15 protein-coding genes are annotated in these 13768 nt (G+C 41.3%); 10 read left to right on the top strand and 5 right to left on the bottom strand.

The window, feature by feature from the left end; genetic code table 11:
- The first annotated feature begins 136 nt into the window (after positions 1–136).
- The gene (locus BCU57_RS11880) at positions 137–2704 is read left to right on the top strand and encodes a TonB-dependent receptor plug domain-containing protein (protein WP_102438881.1); all 2568 of its coding nucleotides are present in this window, start codon (positions 137–139) and stop codon (positions 2702–2704) included.
- Between the two features lie 87 nt (positions 2705–2791).
- Here BCU57_RS11880 and BCU57_RS11875 read toward each other — a convergent pair whose 3' ends face one another.
- Entirely contained in the window at positions 2792–3322 is a 531-nt protein-coding gene (locus BCU57_RS11875) for a thioredoxin family protein (protein WP_102438879.1), read from the bottom strand.
- A 196-nt stretch (positions 3323–3518) separates the two neighbouring features.
- Here BCU57_RS11875 and BCU57_RS11870 point away from each other — a divergent pair, with 196 nt between their 5' ends.
- Complete coding sequence (locus tag BCU57_RS11870) at positions 3519–4136, top strand: LysE family translocator (RefSeq protein ID WP_102438877.1); 618 nt, start codon at positions 3519–3521, stop codon at positions 4134–4136.
- Between the two features lie 70 nt (positions 4137–4206).
- Here the strand turns inward: BCU57_RS11870 and BCU57_RS11865 are convergent, their stop codons facing one another.
- Positions 4207–4539: a DUF3144 domain-containing protein gene (locus BCU57_RS11865; protein ID WP_102438875.1), complete on the bottom strand. Its 333-nt coding sequence runs from the start codon at positions 4537–4539 to the stop codon at positions 4207–4209.
- Positions 4540–4658: 119 nt separating this feature from the next.
- Complete coding sequence (locus tag BCU57_RS11860) at positions 4659–5204, bottom strand: prepilin-type N-terminal cleavage/methylation domain-containing protein (RefSeq protein ID WP_102438873.1); 546 nt, start codon at positions 5202–5204, stop codon at positions 4659–4661.
- Positions 5205–5272: 68 nt separating this feature from the next.
- Here BCU57_RS11860 and ung point away from each other — a divergent pair, with 68 nt between their 5' ends.
- Positions 5273–5938: a uracil-DNA glycosylase gene (gene ung, locus BCU57_RS11855; RefSeq protein ID WP_102438871.1), complete on the top strand. Its 666-nt coding sequence runs from the start codon at positions 5273–5275 to the stop codon at positions 5936–5938.
- A 76-nt stretch (positions 5939–6014) separates the two neighbouring features.
- On the opposite strand, the gene ispB is transcribed toward ung, so the two are convergent.
- The gene (gene ispB / locus BCU57_RS11850) at positions 6015–6986 is read right to left on the bottom strand and encodes an octaprenyl diphosphate synthase (RefSeq protein WP_102438869.1); all 972 of its coding nucleotides are present in this window, start codon (positions 6984–6986) and stop codon (positions 6015–6017) included.
- Positions 6987–7266: 280 nt separating this feature from the next.
- Between ispB and rplU the strand changes: the two genes are divergently transcribed.
- From rplU to BCU57_RS11815, 7 genes are all read left to right on the top strand, one after another.
- A complete protein-coding gene (gene rplU / locus BCU57_RS11845; RefSeq protein WP_102438867.1) occupies positions 7267–7578 on the top strand; it encodes a 50S ribosomal protein L21 in 312 nt (103 codons plus the stop codon).
- Between the two features lie 16 nt (positions 7579–7594).
- A complete protein-coding gene (rpmA, locus tag BCU57_RS11840) occupies positions 7595–7849 on the top strand; it encodes a 50S ribosomal protein L27 (RefSeq protein WP_055024328.1) in 255 nt (84 codons plus the stop codon).
- Between the two features lie 262 nt (positions 7850–8111).
- Positions 8112–9278 (top strand): Obg family GTPase CgtA, encoded by a 1167-nt coding sequence (gene cgtA / locus BCU57_RS11835; RefSeq protein ID WP_076541219.1) that lies wholly within the window; start codon positions 8112–8114, stop codon positions 9276–9278.
- 14 nt (positions 9279–9292) lie between these two features.
- Entirely contained in the window at positions 9293–10057 is a 765-nt protein-coding gene (locus BCU57_RS11830) for a threonine/serine ThrE exporter family protein (RefSeq protein WP_102438865.1), read from the top strand.
- Positions 10054–10521 carry a threonine/serine exporter family protein gene (locus tag BCU57_RS11825; RefSeq protein WP_102438863.1) on the top strand — a complete coding sequence of 156 codons (468 nt, stop codon included), beginning with the start codon at positions 10054–10056 and terminating at the stop codon, positions 10519–10521. Before BCU57_RS11830 ends, BCU57_RS11825 begins: the two co-directional genes overlap by 4 nt.
- Before the next feature lie 32 nt (positions 10522–10553).
- Entirely contained in the window at positions 10554–11036 is a 483-nt protein-coding gene (folA, locus tag BCU57_RS11820) for a type 3 dihydrofolate reductase (protein ID WP_102438861.1), read from the top strand.
- Positions 11037–11116: 80 nt separating this feature from the next.
- Positions 11117–11509 (top strand): DUF3718 domain-containing protein, encoded by a 393-nt coding sequence (locus BCU57_RS11815; RefSeq protein ID WP_102438859.1) that lies wholly within the window; start codon positions 11117–11119, stop codon positions 11507–11509.
- A gap of 210 nt (positions 11510–11719) precedes the next feature.
- On the opposite strand, the gene BCU57_RS11810 is transcribed toward BCU57_RS11815, so the two are convergent.
- Entirely contained in the window at positions 11720–13741 is a 2022-nt protein-coding gene (locus BCU57_RS11810; protein ID WP_102438857.1) for a methyl-accepting chemotaxis protein, read from the bottom strand.
- Between the last annotated feature and the right edge of the window lie 27 nt (positions 13742–13768).

Genomic DNA, 13768 nt, shown 5'->3' with positions numbered 1-13768 from the left:
TGTTCGCAATTAGCTTGCATTTGTTATAGAAATGTAACTGAGATGATGTATTTCATTTTGGGAGAGACGATTTTTAATCATATGTTTATGAATAAAAATGAGTCACAAGCAAAAATATAATAAATAAAGAGACCACATGATGACCAATCTAAAGAAAACAACCAAGTTTGGCTTTAGCTCATTAAGCCTCGCAATTACAGTAGCATTGACTGGTTCAGTCATGTCTACTCAAGTCGCAGCTGCGGAAGAAGTTGCAGACAATGTAGAAAAAATTGCTGTTGTAGGTAGCCGCGCTGCACCTCGTTCAGTGGGTGAGTCCCCTGTACCTATCGATATCATTAGCGCTGATGATTTAAGGAAGAATGGCTCTACCGACATGATTGATATGTTGGTCACCTCAGTACCATCATTTAACTCGCGCGCTCAGCCGATTAGTGATGCTGCAACCCTTGTACGCCCAGTCAATTTACGTGGATTGCCTTCAGACAGTACTTTAATCCTTGTTAATGGTAAGCGACGTCATCGTGCTTCTGTCATTGCATTCCAAGGAGGTGGCATAAATGATGGTGCTCAAGGGCCTGACATTTCGGTGATTCCAAGTATTGCGTTAAAGCAAGTTGAAGTGCTGCGTGATGGTGCCGCGGCGCAATATGGTTCTGATGCCATTGCAGGTGTAATGAACTTCCAATTAAAAGATAGCGCTGAAGGTGGCTCTGTCTCTGTTTCTCACGGTGAATATTATGAAGGCGATGGTGCAACGACAACCGTGGATGGCAACATCGGATTGCCGTTAACAGATGCTGGCTTCGTTAATATTAGTGCGCAATACAAAACTGCTGATGCAACCAGTCGCAGTGTACAGCGCCCTGATGCTGCGGGTTTAATTGCGGGAGGAAACACATTCGTTAATGATCCTGCCCAAATATGGGGTAACCCAGAAATTAAAGATGATTACACTGTATTTGCGAATCTTGGCTTTGACTTTAATGACAAGCACAGCCTTTATGCATTTGGTAACGTATCGTCAAGAGATGCTGTGGGTGGCTTCTATTACCGTAACCCCCATAACCGTGGCAATGTTTACTCCCTTGATGGCGGCGAAACCTTGCTAGTGGGGGCAGTAAATGGCGATCCATCAACATGTGATGTTGTGCCTGCAAATGTACCTAATGTACTTGATACCCCTGAATATGCAGCAATGGTTGCAGATCCTAACTGTTTCTCAATGAACCAAGTGCGCCCAGGTGGTTATACCCCTCAATTTGCTGGGACCATTGAAGATATGTCTTTCTTCTTAGGTTTTGAAGGCGAATTTGGTGAGTGGGCTTATGATGCCAGTGCAGGTACCGGTGCCAACAAAGCAAGTTTTAGCTTAAGGAACTCGCTTAACCCTTCTTTAGGTTTAGCGGCTAACCCTGAAGATACTCAAACTGATTTTGATACCGGTGCTTACGAGCAAGTTGAAACCACAGTCAACCTCGACTTCTCGCGTTATTTCACCATTGGCTCAATTGAAGATATTAGCTTTGCAACGGGTTTTGAGTGGCGTGAAGAGTCATTTGAAATTACTCAAGGTGAAGAAGCTTCTTGGTTAGCTGGCCCATACGCAGATCAAGGTTTCAATATTGGTTCCCATGGCTTTAAAGGTTTTGGTCCTGAAGCTGCGGGTAAAAACTCTCGAACCAATATTGGTATTTATGCCGATGTTGAAGCGTATTTAACTGATGATTGGTTATTGGGTTTAGCGCTGCGTTATGAGGACTTTTCTACTTTCGGCGATACCTTAAATTATAAGATTTCAACCCAATACTCAGTGAATGATTACTTGTCAATTCGTGGCTCACACAGCACTGGGTTTAGAGCACCAACAGTCGGTCAAGAGAATGTGGTTAACACTCAAACCTCGATTGTAAACGGTGATTTGATCCAGACATTTATTGCTCCACCAACGGATCCATTAGCGGCATTTTATGGTGGTGAAGTTTTAGAACCGGAAGAATCCATCAGCTATGCGTTAGGTACGGTATTTGAGTATGAAGACTTTTTCTTAACGGTTGATTACTACAATATTGAAGTGACAGGTCGTCTGGCGCAGTCAAGTCAAATTGAAGTACAAGCGGATGATTATGATGCGTTAAGAGCGGCGGGAGTAGAGTTTCCTGAGTTAATTTCGGCGGTTACTTATTATACCAATGACTTTGATACTACAACTCAAGGTATTGATATTGTGGGTTCGTATGAAACAGAGCTGATGTCTGGTGACTCAATGTTCAGTCTTGCCTATGGCTGGACGGATACAAACGTTGATAAGTTTGATCCAGATACTACTGACGAAGGTAAAGTGCGTCGTTTAGAAGATGGTATTCCTGCTCATCGTGCGACCTTAACGTGGAATCAAACCTGGGACGATTTAAACGTATCGTTACGTGGTAATTACTTTGGTGAATACTATGCAACCCATGCTGATGATACGTCTGATTGGGGTTCTGAAACGGCAGATTCTGCTTTCACTGTTGACCTTGAAGTGAGTTATACGGTAGTTGATGCATTAACTATTTCAGTGGGTGCGAATAATATCTTCGACCAAGAAGCTCAAAAGCTTAAAGACGGTACTTTAGGTGCTCTAGGTGCAGTTTACTATGAAAGTGGTCCATTCGATTATAACGGTGGCTTCTACTACGGTAAGTTAACTTACAGCTTTTAAGCGTTTAACTTGAACAAGAAAGACTGCATCTGCAGTCTTTTTTTTGCGATAAATTTATTGAGTTGAACTTGCTAAACACTAATCGAATCAGTTAACCGCATCTAAAGTATCAAACAATGATTCAATGGTGAGCACTGTTGGCAGCTTAACCCCTTGTGGGTACTTAGGGCCGTAAACTTTATTGAATGGCGTACCCATGCCGCCTTCATTGGTTACATAGGTTTCGATAAGTGCATTAGGTTCAGTCCAATTGCCTTGCATTAAAATGATATTATCTGCAGTAAGTACATTAACGACTTTTTCTCTATGGGTGACATTGGCTTGGTTGGTTCGACAAGGCAAGCACCAGTCCGCGTATACATCCACAAATACAGTATAGCCTTGCTCAACTAAAGGCGCTATTTGGCTTGGGTTAAGCGTTTGCCACTGCAAGCGTTTATAAGCATTGTAATCTTCATCTTTTTGTAAAAAAGCATACACCCCGCCAAAACATAAGGTCATAAAACTAAGTAACACGATGATCGCAGTAGGAATATTATTCCCTTTTAGTTTTAGGATAATCAGTAAACCGATACCGGTTAGTAGTAATCCAAGTAATATTGGCAGCAATAAGGCCATAGGATGTGTTCTCAGTTAATTATGCAGAAGATATAGGCGACTATATCAAGTTTTACTTAATTTGAGGTTAAACCCATGTTGTCAGTGGTCATTCATGGTAACGTTACGCCTTTATTAAACTGCAGATAATTAAATGAATATAATCATCTGTATTTAATTGTAAGAATATTCACTCATTAATGATTTGGGAAATAAAATGGCGTTTAGTACGTGGTTAGGTCTATTGGCTATCTGTTGTTTAGGAGCCATGTCTCCAGGTCCTAGTTTAGCTATGGTGTTAAAACATACTTTATCTGGTGGGCGATTACATGGTGTTGTTTGTGCCTGGGCACATTCAATAGGTATTGGTGTTTATGCTTTGGTGACCTTATTAGGGCTTGCAGTGGTGCTAGAAAAGTCGCCAATTGTGTTTAACGGTATTGCGATTCTGGGGGCGCTTTATTTGGCCTGGATGGGGTTTCAAGCACTAAACTCTAAAGGTGGTATGGAGCAAAAGCTACAAGCAGGAGTGCCAGCATCTTTACTTGAGGCTGCAAGAGACGGTTTAGCGATATCATTATTTAACCCAAAGATTTTATTATTCTTTTTAGCATTATTTAGTCAGTTTGTGCTTGCAGCTGAAACCATGGCAGGTCAAACCGTTATTGTGCTAACGCCCTTGGTTGTTGATGGGCTTTGGTACACCCTTATTGCCGTGGTGTTATCCCATGGGCCGATCTTAAATCGGTTACGAAACAAAGCGGCATTGATTGATAAGTTATCGGGTGTGGTACTTATCTTGCTGGCAGTTCGGGTGTTGATAAATCTATTTTAAATAGTATTTATTACAGATAGAGAGAACAAAAAAGCCATCTTGCGATGGCTTTTTTTGGTTAAAGCAGTTGTTAGTTCTTAAATACTTGTACTGAATCGTCTTTCTCTACAACGGCCTCTTCTGATGCCTGCTGGCTTCCTGGTGGGTTCTTTATATGGTCATTTAAGTTTTCACTTAACATTCCTTTGAACTCCTCAGAAAACCACTCTAAGGCATTATCTTTTTCAGCTTCTAAATTTGAAGACTTAATTGCAGCTTCAAATGCATTGTAACGTGCTGCAGCAAAGCGAAGGGCAGTACCGACTTTGCCAATATCGTTTTCTTGCTGGCTAAGTTGGTTTGCTAGCGCGATAAATTGATCAGCAATTTGGTACATTGTTGTTTCAGTTTTTTCTTCTGACATATTTTCCACTTTTTAGTACTGGTTTAATTGCAATTAGTTTACCCACTTTAAAACTTAAATTCAGGTAAAAAACCATTAAGTTTGCGGGTTCGATCCAATTATTAAGCAATAACGTCATTTTAACTGTCTGGGTCAGAGTCAGTGATCACTTGACCATTTCGAGAGTCATAGTAAATAGATAAAGTCGTTAGAGAGTTATAAAAATAGCGACATTGATCAGGATTTATATAGGTGGCTTGGTAATCTGATACGTTTTCATCGGCAGTGGTGGAAACACTGGGGGCATCTTGTAGTACGGTTTCCCATACCGATATACAATCAGCGACGTTGTTTAGCCTTGGTGATGGCTCAAACGGAGGCCAGTTTTGTGCTGGATATCCCCACTCATTAATATCTAATTGGCCATCAGTACCGGCATTTTCAAATATTGGCAGATTATCAGCAGGGCCTGAATGGCCTAACGCAGCCCATTTTATATGCGCGAGGCTGATACCGGTTGCGAAGCTGCCGCCAGTGGCTTTTACATTTGCCACATGCGCATCTTGTTGAAGGTTGATAAACTTAGGCAAAGCGATGACGGCTAAAATAGCCAGTATAATAATGACGACAACCAGTTCAATAAGCGTAAACCCAGTTTGAGTTATTTTGAGCTTTTCAATTTGCATTTAGGCATCTTTAGTAATGTGTTGTTAAATAATTGTAGATTGGTTTAGGGGTTATAGGTAGGTATGAGATGAAATATGCGAATTGGCAGCAGCTGTTTAATGAGCAACAACAGCAAGGCTATTATCTTGAATTAATGAATTTTTTAGCGACAGAGCGCCAGCAAGGCAAGGTGATATACCCTCCAGAAAATGAGACCTTTGCAGCTTTTGATCTAACGCCATTGAAGCAGGTAAAAGTGGTTGTATTAGGGCAAGATCCTTATCATGGGGCAGGGCAAGCTCACGGTTTATGTTTTTCGGTACAAGCTGGAGTGAAAACGCCGCCTTCTTTGGTAAATATCTACAAAGAGCTTAAGCAAGATATCAGTGGTTTTATCATTCCCGAACATGGCAACCTAACGGCTTGGGCTAAACAAGGGGTGTTATTGCTTAATACGGTATTAACCGTTGAAGAAAGTAAGGCTCATTCGCACTCAAAAGCGGGCTGGGAGCATTTTACTGACCAAGTAATGCAATGCCTTAATCAACAAATTGAACCTATTATATTTGTGCTGTGGGGCGCTCACGCGATAAAAAAAGGCCGCTGGATAACCTCACCTCAGCATCATATTCTTTCAGGGCCGCACCCGTCGCCGTTATCGGCTTATCGTGGGTTCTTTGGCTGCAAACATTTTTCAATTATTAATCAATTATTAGTGGCAAAAAATAGTGCGCCAATTGATTGGCAAGTGTAGGTCTTAGCAATAAAAAATGCACTTGATAGCAATCAAGTGCATTTTAATATTCAGTAACAGCTTAGTTTAGTGGTTTTTAGTTATTACGCTGAACTGAAATCTTAGCTAATGAGATAAGCGCGGTTTTGTATTCGCTATCAGCAATTGGCGCTAATGCCGCAATGGCTTTATCCGCTTCTTCATCGGCTTTTTGCTTGGTGTACTCTAATGCACCTGAATCTTTTAAGGCTGCGACGATTTCGTCGATAGCTTTGGTGCCATCTCCATTTTCAATTGCGTCTTTGATCAGCGCTTTAGCTTCATCATTACCGTGTGCCATGGCATAGATTAGCGGTAAGGTAGGTTTCCCTTCGGCTAAGTCGTCACCAATATTTTTACCTAGCTCATCAGCATCTGCAGTGTAATCAAGCAAGTCATCGGTTAGTTGGAATGCGGTACCTAAAAATTTACCGTATTCACCTAATGCGTGTTGTTGCTCTTTGCTCACATCTGCAATAACACCTGTGAGTAAGGTCGCGGCTTCGAATAATTTAGCTGTTTTGCAGTAAATCACTCGCATATAATTCTCTTCGGTGGTTTCAGGGTCATTACAATTCATTAATTGTAAAACCTCGCCTTCGGCAAGAATGTTAGTGGTGTCAGCCAGTACGCGCAGTACTTTCATGCTATCTAACTCAGTCATCATCTGGAATGAGCGAGTGTATAAGAAGTCACCAACAAGCACGCTAGCGCTATTGCCAAAAAGGGCATTAGCGGTTTTACGGCCACGTCGTAAGGTTGATTCATCAACAACATCATCATGTAGTAGTGATGCCGTATGAATAAACTCTATAATGGCAGCTAACTTTAGGTGTTCTTCACCTTTATAGTCGATAGCACGAGCGGCTAAAACTGAAAGTAATGGACGTAGTCGTTTACCACCGCCATTGATAATGTAAAAACCGAGTTGGTTTATTAATGCAACATCAGACTCAAGTTGTTTGTAAATTAACTGATTTACGGCTTGCATGTCGTTATCAGCTAGTTGACGAATGGCGTTTAAATCCATAATGGTCTCTAGTTATTAGGCTACCGGACAAAATTATATTGCCCACTATATAAGGTTCAAATTGTATATTAACAAATTTTACCGAATTTTCATGCTTTAGGCAGCTTTTGTTCTTAGATAGTGGGAGTTAAGCCGAGCTTTTTTTATTGATTCAAATTTAACGCTTGCCAGAATGCAAATCTTGCCGTAGAATCCGCGCCCATTGTCATTAAAAGTTTTTAGCACCCGGTATCAACATAACAATGAACCGGAGTGTTAGTCCATTTGGAGTGAAATAGCTATGTACGCTGTTTTTCAAAGTGGCGGAAAGCAACATCGTGTTGCTGAAGGTCATACAGTTCGTTTAGAAAAAATTGAAGTTGCTACTGGTGAAACTGTAGAGTTTGATCAAGTATTATTGGTTGCTGATGGTGAGAACGTTCACGTTGGTACACCTCTAGTTGCAACTGGTAAAGTTGTTGCTGAAGTGGTTAGCCACGGTCGCGGTGAGAAAGTAACTATTCAAAAGTTCAATCGTCGTAAGCATCACGAAAAGAAAATGGGCCATCGTCAATGGTTCACTGAAGTTAAAATCACAGCGATCAGCGCATAATTTAGGAGTCTAACTCATGGCACATAAAAAAGCTGGCGGTTCTACTCGTAACGGCCGCGATTCGGAAAGTAAACGTCTTGGTGTTAAGCGTTTTGGTGGTGAATCAGTTGTAGCTGGTAACATCATCGTTCGTCAACGTGGTACTAAATTCCACGCTGGTGTAAACGTAGGTATTGGTCGTGACCATACTTTGTTTGCATTAACAGACGGTAAAGTTAAGTTTCAAGTAAAAGGTCCTAATAACCGTAAGTTTATTAGCATCGAAGCTTAATCTAGACTCTAATCAGTCTTTGAAAGCCCCGCCTTCTGGCGGGGCTTTTGTGTTTTTTTACTTCATTGTTGATTTAGTTAGCTAGACTTTAGTTTATTAAAAATTAGTGGATTAAATTTACGTGCGGTATTTGCGATGTTTTGCATCGTTGATTATTTATTTTGCAGTAAGCGATTTATGGTGATTGTATCTTCTACGCTTCCCTGCACATCTCAATCTTTTGAGGTTATAATTGACACATTAAGTGGTGTCAGGAGTATGTATGAAGTTTATTGATGAGGCTAAAATCAGAGTTGAAGCGGGTGACGGTGGCAGTGGCTGCGTTAGCTTCAGACGTGAAAAATATGTGCCAGACGGCGGCCCTGATGGTGGTGACGGCGGTGATGGTGGTAGTGTATTTTTAGTCGCAGATGAAAACATGAACACGCTTATTGATTTCCGTTTTGTCAGCTCGCATATTGCTGAGCGTGGTAAAAATGGACGTGGCCGTGATTGTACCGGTCATGGCGGTGAAGATTTAATGCTTAAAGTACCTGTGGGTACGCGTGCTGTTGATTTCGATACTGAAGAATTATTAGGTGATTTGACTACCCATGGCCAAAAGTTACTTGTGGCTAAAGGTGGTTTCCACGGTTTAGGTAATACGCGCTTTAAAAGCAGTACCAACCGTGCGCCGAGACAGAAAACATTAGGTACGCCTGGTGAAGTACGTTTCTTAAAACTGGAATTATTGTTACTTGCTGATGTCGGCCTATTGGGCTTACCAAATGCAGGTAAATCAACCTTTATTCGTGCGGTATCTCGTGCAACACCAAAAGTTGCTGATTATCCGTTTACGACACTAGTACCAAACCTTGGTGTGGTAAGTCCACGACCTGGGCAAAACTTCGTTATCGCCGATATTCCTGGCTTGATTGAAGGTGCCTCAGATGGTGCTGGTCTTGGTATTCGTTTCTTGAAGCATTTGGAACGTTGTCGTGTGTTATTACACATCATCGATATCGATCCTATTGATGGCAGTGATCCGGTTGAATCTGCGCGTTCAATTGTGGCTGAACTTGAAAAGTATTCACCAAAGCTTGCAGCTAAGCCACGTTGGTTAGTCTTTAACAAAATCGATTTATTGCATGAAGATGAACTTGCAGAAAGAATGGATCGCATTGTTAAGGAAATGGATTGGAAGGGTGACATTTACACTATGTCAGCATTCAACCGAACGAACACTAAAGACATTAGCTTAAAACTATTAGATTTCATCAATTCACTTCCTCCTGAAGATGAAGGCACTAGCCCAGATGATGAAGTTGAGTTTAAATGGGATAACTACCATGAAGCTAGCGTTGAATCGGTAAATGAAAATTACGACGACGACTTTGATGATGACTTCGATGACGATGACTACGATGTGGAAATCATTTACCAACGTTAATAGTCGAGAGACAAGTGTACGCAGAAACTCAAAATGATATCACTCGTCTTGTTGTACGAAGTGCACAATTACTTCTAGCCTATGGCGCTGAGTCTGATCTTGTTGAAGAGATCAGTCAGCGCTTAGGTAAAGCGCTGGGTCTTGCCAGCGTTGAACTTTCAATTTCCTCCAACTCCCTTGTACTGACCAGTTTAGTCCATGGCCGCTGTATAACTACAACCCGACGCATTCGAGAGCATGGCATCAATATGAAGGTGGTGTGTGAAGTACAACGCATTTGCCTCTTGGCAGAGCGCGGAGTGTGCAATGCCAAACAAGTTAAACGCCGCTTAGAGATCATTGAGCCTAAGAGTTATCCGGCAAAATATTTGATCCCGATGATTGGGCTATCTTGTGCGAGTTTTTGTCACTTGTTTGGTGGTGATATTACCGCGTGTCTTATTACATTCTGTGCTTCAGCTATTGGTATGTCAGTGCGATTATCATTAGTCAAAAAGCACTTTAATGCACTCATTATCTTTGCCATTACCGCTTTTATCACCACAATCATTGCCCAAATCGGCTTCATCACTGATTTAACCTCAACCCCTAAAACCCCAATGGCTGCCAGTGTGCTGATGTTAGTGCCCGGTTTTCCGTTAATTAATGCGATATCAGATATGGTTAAAGGCCATATGAATGTGGGTATATCTCGCTGGGGCCACGCGACACTCTTAACACTGGCTACTGTCATTGGGATTACACTTTCAATGGCATTGGGTGGGATTTTGTTTATATGAATCTTATTTTAGAATTGCTGCATGATGGACTTTTTTCAGCAATACCAGCGCTAGGCTTTGCGATGTTGTTTAATGTCCCGAAGCGATACTTACCTTTTTGTGCGGTAGCTGGCGCCATAGGGCATAGTTCAAGAAGCCTACTTATGCATTTTGATATGCCCATAGAGTGGGCGACATTTGCAGCTGCAGCCATCGTTGGTATTATTACGATACGCTTTGCTAAGCGTCACCTCGCGCCGCCGCTAATGTATGCTGTTGCAGCTATCATACCCATGGTACCGGGTACCTATGCATACAATACCTTGATAGCTTTGGTACAACTGAGTGTCCAAGAGCAAGTCAGCAGTGATTTAACTTCGATAGTCATTCTTAATGGCCTGAAAACCGTATTCATTCTTGGGGCATTATCAGTCGGCTTAGCAATGCCCTCATTAGTGTATTATCGAACCAGACCTATTATTTAACCCCCGTTTTAGCATCAAATAAGGATTTTTATATGCGCATCGCAATGATAGCCGCCATGGCCAATAATCGTGTCATTGGTAAAGATAATAAAATGCCTTGGCACTTACCTGAAGATTTAAAGCATTTTAAGGCGATGACCTTAGGTAAGCCTGTGGTGATGGGGCGTAAAACCTTTGAATCTATTGGTAGACCGCTTCCAGGTAGACATAATATTGTCATCAGCCGCCAAGCAGATTATCACATTGAAGGCGTTTCATGTGTGAGTTCATTTGAGCAAGCTAAACAACTTGTTACAGATTGTGATGAATTAGTTGTCATTGGTGGTGGGCAGCTCTATAAAGAAATTTTACCGCTGGCCGATATATTATATCTAACCTTCATTGAGCTAACTGTTGATGGCGATACTTTTTTCCCCGAGTGGGATGATGATAGCTGGACGTTACAAGATAAGGTTAATCAGGTTAATGCAGCACAATTGCAATATAGCTTTAACACCTTTGTGAGAAAATGTTAAATTACAAGCTGTTTTACCCTGAATAGAGGTTTACCCTTGATGGTAAGCTGAAAATAATAATACCTACAAAGGAGTATCGGATGCGTTTAATGCCTGTGGCCGTCGCCGTCCTAATTGCAGCATCTTCAGTTTCAACCCCAGCAGTCGCTGATACCGATCAACTTGTGGCAAGTATTTGTGATTACGTTAAATCGAATGATAAAAATCGACTACGTAAAAAACTCAAAGAAAGTCGTGTTAAATTACGTAATATCTATACCGGTGTTTCTTGTGATGGCGCAAGCTTATTAAGAACCGCTTATAATGCAAATTCATTTGAAGTGGGTGAGTACATCGCTAAACGTCTTCCTGCTGGTGATTTAAGTTCACCAGAAGCCGACGGGAAAAGCATTCTTGATTGGGCTAATAGCAATGGCCATAGTGGTAGTGCTATTACTGCTGCAGTTCAAGATCGCATTAATAGTGGTGAGTAAAGCGCATTGATTAATTTGGTGATAGCAATTGTGAATTATCAAATATAATCTTATGCATAAATAAAGTTGATAGCTTTGACTGCCAAAACCGCCTTAGGGCGGTTTTTTGTTGCTTATGGTTTTTATTGCCGCAAATCATTGCTAAGTCATGGCGCGATTAGGCTTTAAAGGCAATAAAAAAGGCTCTAAAGAGCCTTTTCTTGTGAGTCGTTAAACTTTAAATTCCTTCACAGAGCTTTGTAGCTCTTCAGACAGCATTGCTACTTGCTGACTTGATTGTGCTGTTTGATCTGCGCCTATGGCGGTTTCTTCTGAAATAGCAGCAATGTGCTCTAGCATTTCAGAGACTTGCTGACTGACCAAGTTTTGCTCTTGAGCGGCTTGGGCAATGTGATTACCAGAGTCGTAAGCTTTATGTACTGACTGACTAATGGTTTCTAAGGCCAAGTTAGCTTGTTCTGTTTTATCGACACAGCTGGTTGCTTGTGTGCGGCCTAATTCCATGACCGTCACTGCTTGTTGTGCACCTTGTTGTAACACTTCAATCATTTGCTGAATTTCGCTAGTCGATTCTTGGGTTCTAGAAGCAAGACTGCGCACTTCATCGGCGACAACAGCAAAACCACGGCCTTGCTCACCCGCGCGGGCAGCTTCAATCGCAGCGTTTAATGCCAGTAAGTTAGTTTGCTCTGCAATACCACGAATTACATCAAGAATAGAGCCGATTGATGCGCTATCAGTATGGACCTTATTGATCACCACGCCCGCTTTAGCGACTTCTTCTGCTAAGGCAAGAATAGTGACTTTATTCTCTTCAGCAAGTGTGCGCATATGCTGAGTTTCTTGATCGGCTTGCTTAATTTGTTCAAGGGCTTGATCGGCGCTCATTGAAACTTGTTGGGCGCTAGAGCTTAGCTCAGTAGTTGCGGTGGCCACTTGATCCACTTGATTTTTTTGCTCTTGAATACCAGATGTAGTTTGGGTGGTAATTGCTGACGTTTCTTCTGCTGCAGCAGCCAACTGATTCGAGCGGTCTAAAATGCCGACGATTAAGTCACTTAAACTATCCACTAAGCTGTTACAGTTTTTAGCTAGTAGCGCGAACTCGTCATGGCCTGAATCATCTAATTTATGAGTTAAATCTCCAGAGGCAAGAATATTTAGCGCCTGGTTTACTTTTTCTAATGAGCGAGTTAATGGTTTCACTACGGCGTAACTGACGATAATTGCCACCACAATGGCCAGAATAACTACCAGCATTGTTTGGATAGTAGCCGAATCGATATTTTTAATTGCATCGTCACTTATTTTAGCTGTGAAGTTTTCAATTTTATTAGCTAGCTCGTTCATTCTAGCATTAACGTCTAAACGGTCTTTATCGGTTGCAGCTAACATTTCGGCAGCGGTTTGATCATGCTTTAGTTGCTGGCCTTTCAAGGTAACTATGGAGTTATTACCTGTCACTAGGGCAAATACAGCATCACTTTCTACGTTTAAATCATTAAGAGTGCTATCGCTAATAATACCGCGGCCTTGTAAGTTGATATGCTCAATCTTTGTGCGGGTATCGTTGAGCATGTACTCTAGCTCATTCACTATTACTTCATATTTAGCGTTTTCTTTAGCGGCAACTAAATCATAAATGGTGGTAATAATATTGATGAAATTACTATCAACGACTCCCGCTGCAGCTGCAATACTTTGTTTAGTGGTATCTTCACTCAACTCTAGATCTATCAGGTCTAATAAAATCGATGATGCATCATCTGCGCTGTCTTCTAAATTATCTCGAAGTTGTAATAGTTGTTCATGTTTTAATAATGCATTTTCATGCTCTATTAGCATTAAAGCGCTATTTTTTTCAAAATTATGGTAGCTGTTTTTAAGCTGAGAAAGGTTACTGGAAAACTCTTGTCTACCAGAAATTAACCCAGTCAAGTTATTGAGTTTTTTGTTAAATTCCACTGATTCAGTGTTTATATTTTTTTTGACTGCTGGAATTTGAGCTGATTGATCAGTGTAGTAACCGAATAGAATGTGAATTTGCTGGGCGCTTAAGTTTTGCGTTAATTCACCGGTAGCAGTAAGGGCAGGCAAACTAACTTGTTGTAAGGTGCTAGTACTGTCCTTGATGCTATTGTTGGTGAGCAAAGACACGCCACCTAAAACTATCAAAAGGAGAGTCACAACGGTAAAACCGCCAATCACTCTGGTGGCAACATTAATTTTCATAGCATACTCCGGCTGTTATTATTTTAT

Source organism: Shewanella sp. 10N.286.48.B5 (assembly GCF_002874355.2).
In the GTDB taxonomy this organism is placed as follows: Bacteria; Pseudomonadota; Gammaproteobacteria; order Enterobacterales; family Shewanellaceae; genus Shewanella.
Note: the sequence above shows the minus strand (reverse complement) of the source record. Positions and strands in the feature narration are given on the sequence as shown.

Bases quoted from the DNA above. Each gene is read 5' to 3' on its own strand.
- BCU57_RS11880 (WP_102438881.1), top strand. From the start codon at position 137: ATGATGACCAATCTAAAGAAAACAACCAAGTTTGGCTTTAGCTCATTA.
- BCU57_RS11875 (WP_102438879.1), bottom strand. From the start codon at position 3,322: ATGGCCTTATTGCTGCCAATATTACTTGGATTACTACTAACCGGTATC.
- BCU57_RS11870 (WP_102438877.1), top strand. From the start codon at position 3,519: ATGGCGTTTAGTACGTGGTTAGGTCTATTGGCTATCTGTTGTTTAGGA.
- BCU57_RS11865 (WP_102438875.1), bottom strand. From the start codon at position 4,539: ATGTCAGAAGAAAAAACTGAAACAACAATGTACCAAATTGCTGATCAA.
- BCU57_RS11860 (WP_102438873.1), bottom strand. From the start codon at position 5,204: ATGCAAATTGAAAAGCTCAAAATAACTCAAACTGGGTTTACGCTTATT.
- ung (WP_102438871.1), top strand. From the start codon at position 5,273: ATGAAATATGCGAATTGGCAGCAGCTGTTTAATGAGCAACAACAGCAA.
- ispB (WP_102438869.1), bottom strand. From the start codon at position 6,986: ATGGATTTAAACGCCATTCGTCAACTAGCTGATAACGACATGCAAGCC.
- rplU (WP_102438867.1), top strand. From the start codon at position 7,267: ATGTACGCTGTTTTTCAAAGTGGCGGAAAGCAACATCGTGTTGCTGAA.
- rpmA (WP_055024328.1), top strand. From the start codon at position 7,595: ATGGCACATAAAAAAGCTGGCGGTTCTACTCGTAACGGCCGCGATTCG.
- cgtA (WP_076541219.1), top strand. From the start codon at position 8,112: ATGAAGTTTATTGATGAGGCTAAAATCAGAGTTGAAGCGGGTGACGGT.
- BCU57_RS11825 (WP_102438863.1), top strand. From the start codon at position 10,054: ATGAATCTTATTTTAGAATTGCTGCATGATGGACTTTTTTCAGCAATA.
- folA (WP_102438861.1), top strand. From the start codon at position 10,554: ATGCGCATCGCAATGATAGCCGCCATGGCCAATAATCGTGTCATTGGT.
- BCU57_RS11815 (WP_102438859.1), top strand. From the start codon at position 11,117: ATGCGTTTAATGCCTGTGGCCGTCGCCGTCCTAATTGCAGCATCTTCA.
- BCU57_RS11810 (WP_102438857.1), bottom strand. From the start codon at position 13,741: ATGAAAATTAATGTTGCCACCAGAGTGATTGGCGGTTTTACCGTTGTG.